Origin of the sequence: Paraburkholderia sp. (assembly GCF_034668105.1) — a bacterium.
GTDB lineage: Bacteria > Pseudomonadota > Gammaproteobacteria > Burkholderiales > Burkholderiaceae > Paraburkholderia.
In genome coordinates, this window is record NZ_JAXDPY010000448.1 from 1 (window position 1) to 8,610 (window position 8,610).

At 61.6% G+C, this 8,610-nt stretch carries 8 protein-coding genes and 1 pseudogene; 5 read left to right on the forward strand and 4 right to left on the reverse strand.

From position 1 onward, the window contains the following. Window positions 1–682: UDP-3-O-acyl-N-acetylglucosamine deacetylase (gene lpxC, locus QOC89_RS20135; protein ID WP_323046631.1), on the forward strand; the 682-nt coding region annotated here is incomplete at its 5' end. Between the two features lie 80 nt (window positions 683–762). Here the strand turns inward: lpxC and QOC89_RS20140 are convergent. Then, window positions 763–1,248: a DciA family protein gene (locus tag QOC89_RS20140; protein WP_323046632.1), complete on the reverse strand. Its 486-nt coding sequence runs from the start codon at window positions 1,246–1,248 to the stop codon at window positions 763–765. A 289-nt stretch (window positions 1,249–1,537) separates the two neighbouring features. On the opposite strand from QOC89_RS20140, the gene secA reads away from it, so the two are divergent. Next, window positions 1,538–4,357, forward strand: coding sequence for a preprotein translocase subunit SecA (gene secA, locus QOC89_RS20145; RefSeq protein ID WP_323046633.1), 2,820 nt, complete (start codon window positions 1,538–1,540; stop codon window positions 4,355–4,357). On the opposite strand, the pseudogene QOC89_RS31925 reads toward secA, so the two are convergent. After that, window positions 4,317–4,508 (reverse strand): annotated as a pseudogene (locus QOC89_RS31925) (hypothetical protein); the annotation flags it as partial. The gene secA and the pseudogene QOC89_RS31925 sit on opposite strands and share 41 nt — an antisense overlap. Between QOC89_RS31925 and argJ the strand changes: the two are divergent. Genes argJ through mutT form a run of 3 tightly spaced genes read left to right on the forward strand, consistent with a single transcriptional unit; the run spans window position 4,507 to window position 7,091 of the window. Beyond that, entirely contained in the window at window positions 4,507–5,748 is a 1,242-nt protein-coding gene (gene argJ, locus QOC89_RS20150; RefSeq protein WP_323046634.1) for a bifunctional glutamate N-acetyltransferase/amino-acid acetyltransferase ArgJ, read from the forward strand. The pseudogene QOC89_RS31925 and the gene argJ overlap by 2 nt on opposite strands. A gap of 54 nt (window positions 5,749–5,802) precedes the next feature. Further along, window positions 5,803–6,672 carry an ATP-binding protein gene (locus QOC89_RS20155; protein WP_323046635.1) on the forward strand — a complete coding sequence of 290 codons (870 nt, stop codon included), beginning with the start codon at window positions 5,803–5,805 and terminating at the stop codon, window positions 6,670–6,672. Further along, window positions 6,669–7,091 (forward strand): 8-oxo-dGTP diphosphatase MutT, encoded by a 423-nt coding sequence (gene mutT, locus QOC89_RS20160; protein ID WP_179734546.1) that lies wholly within the window; start codon window positions 6,669–6,671, stop codon window positions 7,089–7,091. The genes QOC89_RS20155 and mutT overlap by 4 nt, the downstream gene beginning before the upstream one ends. A gap of 116 nt (window positions 7,092–7,207) precedes the next feature. Here the strand turns inward: mutT and yacG are convergent, their stop codons facing one another. Both yacG and zapD read right to left on the reverse strand, forming a co-directional pair. Beyond that, window positions 7,208–7,405 carry a DNA gyrase inhibitor YacG gene (gene yacG / locus QOC89_RS20165; protein ID WP_323046636.1) on the reverse strand — a complete coding sequence of 66 codons (198 nt, stop codon included), beginning with the start codon at window positions 7,403–7,405 and terminating at the stop codon, window positions 7,208–7,210. 145 nt (window positions 7,406–7,550) lie between these two features. Beyond that, window positions 7,551–8,306, reverse strand: a complete 756-nt coding sequence (gene zapD, locus QOC89_RS20170) for a cell division protein ZapD (RefSeq protein ID WP_091798841.1) — start codon at window positions 8,304–8,306, stop codon at window positions 7,551–7,553. Window positions 8,307–8,610: the final 304 nt, after the last annotated feature.

Below are 8,610 nucleotides of genomic sequence, written 5' to 3' on the forward strand. Positions count from 1 at the left end.
GATGTCCGCATGCGCAGGCCTCGGTATCGATAATCTTTATATCGACGTGACGGCTGAAGAAATTCCGATCATGGACGGCAGTGCGGGTTCGTTCGTGTTTCTGATTCAGTCGGCCGGAATTGAAGAACAGAACGCGCCGAAGAAATTCATCAAAGTCACCAAGCCGGTTGAAATTCGCGACGGCGATAAATTCGCGCGTCTCGATCCGTATTTCGGTTTCAAGCTCAAATTCACCATCGATTTCCGTCACCCGGCTGTGGATAAAACCGGCCAGGCGCTGGAAGTGGATTTTGCCAATACGTCGTATGTGCGGGAAATCGCCCGTGCGCGGACGTTCGGCTTTGCGCATGAAGTGGAAATGATGCGCGAACTCGGTTTGGCGCGCGGCGGCAGCATGGATAACGCCATCGTGCTCGACGAATACCGCATTCTGAATAACGACGGCCTGAGGTATGACGACGAATTCGTGAAGCACAAGATGCTCGACGCGATCGGCGATCTGTACGTGGTGGGTCATCCGTTGCTGGCATCGTACACGGCGTACAAGTCGGGCCACGGACTGAACAACGCGCTGCTGCGCGAGTTGCTGGCGCATGAGGATTCGTACGAAGTCGTCACGTTCGAGGACACGCAGAAGGCGCCGCGTGGCTTCGCGTACGAAACGCAAACGGCGTTTGCGTGATTTGCGTAGCAGCTTCGGATGATTCGTCCGAAGCGAATGGATGAAAAATAAGCGGCCCCACTGGGCCGCTTATTTTTTGTTCAGCGATTTCTCCGATGCCGCGCTGCCATTTTCGCCAAAGCTTCCTGCAGCGGCGAGGGCGCGAGCGATTCGGAGAGCGCATGCAATGCGTCCGCGCCGACCGGCGTCATGCGCGCCTGCTTGACAGGTGGAGGCTCCTTCAAAGGCTGGGGCCGCACGCGAATCCGCAACGCATTGACCGGCCAGCCGCGCTGCTGCAGATCCGCCAGCAAGCGCGGCTCAATCTGGCGCAGGCGTGCGGCCAGCGCGTTGTGCCCGGCAAACAGGGCCAGTACGCCTTCCTTGATGAAGCTCGGCTCCACGCTGGTCGCCAGATAGTCGGGCAACAAAGCGCGCAGATCTTTTTCGAGCGCCGCAATCTGCTCGACGCCCGCGCGCAGGGCCACGAACGCGTCGGTGCGATTGAGCACTTCGGCAACGGGCTGCGGGCGGCGCGCGTTGAACTGCTTGGGCGGCGGCCTTGAAAAAGACGGAATGCGGCTCATGTTTGATCGTGACGGCGTGTTCGCACCCGATGCGCGTTCACGCCGCGATTGTACCGCGCGGGATGCACGCGGACCTGCCTCAATGCGTACCGTCAAAGGTCGCTGGGGCGGGCCTCCCGTGCCGTGCCGCCGTCTCGTTGCTGACACAGGCGCGGGCGGGGGGCGTGCTAAAATGCCCGATTCGAATTCACTCTTGGACTAAGCCGCCGAGGCCCTTCCGACCCCGGAGCGCACGTGCATCAGCCGCACGCCGCGAACCAGCCGAAGCCGCGACGCAGACACCGATCCGATGACCACCGGTTTTCTACAGAAGATTTTTGGCAGCCGCAACCAGCGGCTAGTCAAGCAATATCAAAAGACCGTCACGGCGATCAATGCGCTCGAACCGCAGATCGAGCAATTGACGGACGATCAACTGCGCGCCAAAACGGGTGAATTCCGCCAGCGCGTCGCGAGCGGCGAGTCGCTCGACAAGCTCCTGCCGGAGGCCTTCGCGGTGTGTCGCGAGGCCAGCAAGCGGGTGCTGAAAATGCGCCACTTCGACGTGCAGCTGATCGGCGGCATGGTCCTGCATTACGGCAAGATCGGCGAAATGCGCACCGGCGAAGGTAAAACGCTCGTCGCTACGCTGCCGGTGTACCTGAATGCGTTGTCGGGCCGCGGTGTGCACGTCGTCACGGTCAACGACTACCTGGCCCAGCGCGACGCCGAATGGATGGCGCGTCTGTACAACTTCCTGGGTTTGTCGGTCGGCATCAACCTGTCGCAGATGGATCATGGCGCGAAGCAGGAAGCGTACGCCGCTGACATCACGTACGGCACCAACAACGAATTCGGCTTCGACTACCTGCGCGACAACATGGTCTACGAGACCGACGCGCGCGTGCAGCGAGCCCTGAATTTCGCGGTGGTCGACGAGGTCGACTCGATCCTGATCGACGAAGCCCGTACGCCGCTGATCATTTCCGGCCAGGCCGAAGATCACACCGAACTCTACGTGCGCATGAATGCGCTGCCGCCGCTGCTCGAACGTCAGATCGGCGAAGAGAAAGCGGATGGCACCGGGGTCGAGAAGCCGGGCGATTACACGCTGGACGAGAAAGGCCGCCAGGTCTTCCTGACGGAATCGGGCCACGAAAAGGCCGAGCGCCTGCTCGCCGAGTGGGGCCTGATCGGCGAGGGCGAAAGCCTTTACGCGCCGCAGAACATCACGTTGATGCACCACGTGTACGCCGCATTGCGCGCGCACACGCTGTTCTTCAAGGATCAGCATTACGTGGTGCAAAACGGCGAAGTGGTGATCGTCGACGAATTCACCGGTCGTCTGATGTCGGGCCGCCGCTGGTCGGATGGCTTGCACCAGGCTGTCGAGGCCAAGGAACACGTCAAGATCCAGAGCGAGAACCAGACGCTTGCGTCGATCACGTTCCAGAACTATTTCCGCATGTACGCCAAGCTGTCCGGCATGACCGGCACGGCCGATACCGAAGCGTACGAATTCAACGAGATCTACGGTCTCGAAACGGTCGTGATCCCGACCAACCGTCCGCCTAAGCGGATCGACAAGCAGGATCAGATCTACAAGACCGCCAAGGAACGCTATGACGCGGTGATCCGCGACATCCGCGATTGCTACGAGCGCGGTCAGCCCGTGCTGGTCGGCACCACGTCGATCGAAAACTCGGAACTGCTGTCGCATCTGCTGAAGCAGGCCGGTTTGCCGCACGAAGTGCTGAACGCGAAGCAGCACGCGCGTGAAGCCGAGATCGTCGCCGAAGCGGGCCGTCCGAAGCGTGTCACGATCGCAACCAACATGGCGGGTCGCGGTACCGACATCGTGCTCGGCGGCAATGCGGAAAAGCAGGCGTCGTTCCTCGAACAGGACGAAACGCTTTCCGACGCAGAGAAGCAAAGCCGGATCCAGAAGCTGCACGACGAATGGCAAGCGTTGCACGATCAGGTGAAGGCCGCGGGCGGTCTGCACATCATCGGCACTGAGCGTCATGAATCGCGCCGGATCGACAACCAGTTGCGCGGCCGTGCCGGCCGTCAGGGCGACCCCGGTTCGTCGCGCTTCTATCTGTCGCTGGAAGATCCGCTGCTGCGCATTTTCGCGGGCGATCGCGTGCGCGCGATCATGGACCGCCTGAAGATGCCGGAAGGCGAGGCGATCGAGGCGGGCATCGTGTCGCGTTCGATCGAATCGGCGCAGCGCAAGGTGGAAGCGCGCAACTTCGACGTTCGCAAGCAATTGCTCGAATACGACGACGTGTCGAACGATCAGCGCAAGGTGATTTACCAGCAGCGCAACGAATTGCTCGAAGCGAACGACATCACCGAAACCATCGGCGCGATGCGCCACGGCGTGATCGCCGATATCGTTCACCAGTTCGTGCCGGCCGGCAGCATCGAAGAGCAGTGGGACGTGCCCGAACTCGAGGAAGTGCTGCGCAACGAATGGCAGCTCGACCTCGCGATTCAGGAAATGATCAACGAGTCGAATTCGATCAGCTCGGACGAAATTCTCGAAGCCGTTGAAGCCGCTGCGGACGAAGCCTATGAATCGAAGGTCGAACAGGTCGGCCGCGAATCGTTCAGCGCGTTCGAACGTTCGATCATGCTGCAAACACTCGACCGCAGCTGGCGTGAACATCTGGCCGCGCTCGATCATCTGCGCCAGGGTATCCATCTGCGCGGTTATGCGCAGAAGAATCCGAAGCAGGAGTACAAGCGGGAGGCATTCGAACTGTTCGCCGCAATGCTCGATGCCGTGAAGCTCGAAGTCACCCGTGTGGTGATGAACGTGCAGATCCAGTCGCCGGAACAGCTGGAACAGGCTACCGAGCAGTACGAAGAGCAGGGCAACCACCTCGAACACGTCGAGTTCCGTCACGCCGAATTCGCCGAAGCGGCGGCCGCAGCGGCGGCAGCGCCTGCCGCCGCGGAAGTGGCCACCGCCGCGATGATCGGCGATGCGATGAGCCACGGTTCGTCGCATGCCGTCGCATCGGACGTGAGCGCGGATAGCGTGCCGAAGGTCGGCCGTAACGACCCGTGCCCGTGCGGCAGCGGCAAGAAGTACAAGCAGTGCCACGGCAAGATTGCGTAATGCCAAGGCGGCGCGCTTCCAAGCGCGCCGCTTCGTTTTGCGTGATGCTTTGCTGTTGATTTCGCGGCAGTTCGGCATACGCCCGAGCTACCAGTTTCCGTTTCCTCAATGCCGGCGCCCGCCGGCATTTTCTTCGACAGGTCGCGACCATGGCTGTCAATTTCCCCTCGATCGATCCCGCTCAACTCCACCCTGTCGCCGGCGTCACGCTGGGCTGGGCGGAGGCGAATATCCGCAAGCCGAACCGCAAGGACGTGCTGGTCATTTCCGTAGGCGTTGGCGCCACGGTAGGCGGCGTGTTCACGCAGAACCGTTTTTGCGCCGCGCCCGTCACGGTGTGCCGTGAAAACCTGGCGCGCGTGCGCGCGGGCGGCGCGCCGATCCGTGCGTTGGTGATCAACACCGGCAACGCGAACGCGGGCACCGGCGAACCGGGCCTCGTCGCGGCGCGCGAAACCTGCGTCGAACTCGCGCGTCTCGCGGACATCACGCCGGAACAGGTCCTGCCGTTTTCAACGGGCGTAATTCTGGAACCGCTGCCGGTCGATCGTTTGAAGGCGGGTTTGCCGGCCGCGCTGGCGAACCGCAAGGAAGCCAACTGGTACGACGCCGCTCAGGCGATCATGACCACGGACACGTTGCCGAAGGCCGTCTCGCGCCAGGTCACGGTCGAGGGTCACACGGTCACGCTCACCGGCATCAGCAAGGGCGCGGGCATGATCAAGCCGAATATGGCGACCATGCTCGGCTTCCTCGCGTTCGACGCCGCTGTCGCGCAACCGGTGCTCGACGCGCTGGTCAAGCACGTGGCGGACCGCTCGTTCAACTGCATCACAATCGACGGCGATACGTCGACCAACGATTCCTTCATCCTGATCGCCTCGGGCAAATCGAGCCTGCCGGCGATCACGTCCACCGATTCGCCCGCTTATGCAGCGCTGCGCGACGCGGTGACCGACGTCGCCCAGGCCCTCGCGCAACTGATCGTGCGCGACGGCGAAGGCGCGACCAAATTCATGACCGTGCATGTCGAAGGCGGCTCGAGCGTCGGCGAATGCCGCCAGATCGCGTATGCGATCGGCCACTCGCCGCTCGTGAAGACGGCCTTCTACGCATCGGACCCGAATCTCGGCCGCATTCTTGCGGCCATCGGCTATGCCGGCGTGGACGATCTCGACGTCGGCAAGATCGATCTGTATCTGGACGACGTGCTGGTCGCCACCGCCGGTGGCCGCAATCCGGCCTACCGTGAGGAAGACGGCCAGCGCGTCATGAAAAAGAGCGAGATCGGCATTCGCGTCGTACTCGGCCGCGGCAATGCGCAAGCCACGATCTGGACTTGCGATCTGTCGCACGACTACGTGAGCATCAACGCCGACTATCGTTCGTAAACAGGTTCCTCATTAGGGTTTTGACGCGGCTTTCTGGCCGCTTACCTCACTGCCATGGATAAACTCGAACAATTTCTGACCCGGGCCGAAGCCGTGCTCGTCCGCCTCGAAGCAATGCTTCCGCCAGCTGCACCGCAGATCGACTGGTCGGCGGCGGTTGCCTTTCGCTGGCGCAAGCGCCAGGGGCGCGGCTATCTGCAACCGGTTCCCGCTATCTCGTCGATTACGCTCGACGATCTGCAAAACATCGATCGCCAGAAAGGGTTGATCGAGCAGAATACGCGTCAATTCGTGCATAAACAGCCGGCCAACAACGTGCTGCTGACGGGTGCGCGTGGCACGGGCAAGTCGTCGCTGATCAAGGCGTGCCTGAATGCCTATGCGAAAGACGGCTTGCGCCTGATCGAAGTGGATAAAGACGATTTGCACGATCTCGGCGACATCGTCGATCTGATCGCGCAGCGGCCGGAGCGCTTCGTGGTGTTCTGCGACGACCTCTCGTTCGAAGACGGCGAGTCGGGCTACAAGGCGCTGAAGGTTGCGCTGGACGGCTCGATCGCTGCCCAGTCGGACAATGTGCTGATCTACGCAACGTCGAATCGCCGCCATCTGCTGCCCGAGTACATGAGCGACAACGAGACTTACAAGCATACGTCCGACGGCGAGATCCACCCGGGCGAACTGGTCGAAGAAAAGATCTCGTTGTCCGAGCGCTTCGGGCTGTGGGTCAGCTTCTATCCGTTCAAGCAGGACGACTATCTGTCGATCATCGGCCACTGGCTGCGGCATTTCGGCTGCGATGACACAGAAGTGGAAGCCGCGCGTGGCGACGCCCTGGTGTGGGCGCTGGAACGCGGTTCGCGCTCAGGGCGGGTCGCGTGGCAGTTCGCGCGCGACTGGTCCGGCCGGAAAACCCCCGCATGAGCGACACGCAGACGAATGCCGACGGCCGCAAGGTCACGGAGGTGGCCGTCGGCGTGCTGATTCAGCCGGACGGGCGATATCTGCTGGCGCAGCGCCCGGCAGGCAAGCCGTACGAAGGGTACTGGGAGTTTCCGGGCGGCAAGCTGGAGGCGGGCGAGTCGGTCGAGGCCGCGCTGGCCCGCGAGTTGCACGAGGAGCTGGGTATCGAGGTCAAGTCGAGCCATCTTTGGCACACGCTCGAACACGATTACCCGCACGCCTATGTGCGGCTGTTCTTCTGCAAGGTGACGGAGTGGACCGGCGAGCCGCACGGCCGCGAAGGTCAGGCATTTGTCTGGCAGACGCTGCCGGCGGATGTCTCGCCGTTATTGCCGGCGACGATTCCCGTGCTGGAATGGCTCGCGGCTGAAAAAAACTAGAAAAATAGTACGCGGGTGTGTGCGGCGCTGCGGAAGGAGCGCCGTGCCGCGCTCCAGTCAACCATACTCAAGCACGGCCTATTCGCACCGCTGCGTGCGTCCACAGCCCGCAGCGCTCAATGCGGGTTGTAATCCCCACTCGGCGATTCATCCGACGGCGCTTCTTCATCTGTGCCGCCTATCTTGTACTTCTCAGTGGCCCAGGCACCGAGGTCGATCTGCTTGCAGCGTTCGGAGCAGAACGGGCGAAAGCGGCTTTCAGGGGTCCAGCGGACGTCCTTTCCGCAAGTGGGGCATTTGACGACAGTAGGCATACGGTCAGGCAGTCAATCGGAAACGGAACAAGTAACGAATATAAGGGCATTTTTCGCCGCTTTAAAGGCGCGTGGCCCGGCGACTCAGTTCTGCAATGCGGGCGGTTACAGCCTGCTTTCGACGATGCGGGCGCTACAGCCCGAGTTACAGGCTGCAAAGCGTGAGCTGGAACGGAACGTCGACATCGACTGCGCGCGGACGTAAATCGCCGTCCTGCACCGTGAAGCGCACCCACAGCATGTACTTGTTAGCGCTCGCCTCGGGAATCACCCGCAATTCAGGGGCCACCCGTACCTGCATCAACTGATAGGACCGGCCTGATAGCATCTGCTGATAGCTGCCCTGCATTGCCATGACCTTGGAGGCCTGACCCGATTCGCGCGCGAGACGCAGCACGATGGTTGCCGCGTCGCGCAACGGCAGCAGTGGCGTGACCCATTTGGCGATGTCCTGCCGGCGCTGATCCGGATGGATCTGCTGCCATGCGTAGTACGAAGGCAAATCGAACTTGCAGGTGCCGCCCGGGATGATCGCGCGGCTGCGGATGCTGGCCAGCCACTCATTGTCGGCCAGATGCTGGCCGGTCTTGCCCTGCATCTGCGAAAGCCCAGCCAGGGTCTGTTCGATTTCCCCGAGTACGGCCTCCAGGGCGTTCTGCTCGATGCCCGGATTGCCGCGGAACGGCGCCAGTGTTTGCCGTTGGCGCTCGAGTTCCTTCATCAGATCGGACTTAAGATCCGCGCGACCCGCTACCTCTGAGATTTCGAACAGGGTGGTCAGTGCGACGTGATGTTCCCTGGCGTCTTCCTGAGTCAGAAAGAACGTGAAGCGCTCGAACAGATCTTCGAGGCGCAATAGCGTCCGGATTCGCTCGTTGAAGGGATACTCGTAAAGGATCAAGCGGGCTCGCCTCGGGCGTGGTCGGTGACGGGAATGCAGAACATTCTAATGCCGTGAGACTACCCTAGCAATCACGCACTTTTTGAGCGCGCTTTCGCAACTTTTTTCACGTGTTTCGGGCGGTTTCTGCGTGCTTCGGCTCGGGTGCCGCGGCAAAGTTCAATGGATGATGGGCACAGGCATGGTGTGCATGGCTGCATGTGCCGCCCATGCAGGGCTTATTGCACGCTCACGTTGTACGTATGCGGCACCTAGGTGTCGTTTCCTACGGGCTCATTGAACGCCTATCGGCGATATCGCCTGG

Bases quoted from the DNA above. Each gene is read 5' to 3' on its own strand.
- QOC89_RS20140 (WP_323046632.1), bottom strand. From the start codon at position 1,248: ATGAGCCGCATTCCGTCTTTTTCAAGGCCGCCGCCCAAGCAGTTCAAC.
- secA (WP_323046633.1), top strand. From the start codon at position 1,538: ATGACCACCGGTTTTCTACAGAAGATTTTTGGCAGCCGCAACCAGCGG.
- argJ (WP_323046634.1), top strand. From the start codon at position 4,507: ATGGCTGTCAATTTCCCCTCGATCGATCCCGCTCAACTCCACCCTGTC.
- QOC89_RS20155 (WP_323046635.1), top strand. From the start codon at position 5,803: ATGGATAAACTCGAACAATTTCTGACCCGGGCCGAAGCCGTGCTCGTC.
- mutT (WP_179734546.1), top strand. From the start codon at position 6,669: ATGAGCGACACGCAGACGAATGCCGACGGCCGCAAGGTCACGGAGGTG.
- yacG (WP_323046636.1), bottom strand. From the start codon at position 7,405: ATGCCTACTGTCGTCAAATGCCCCACTTGCGGAAAGGACGTCCGCTGG.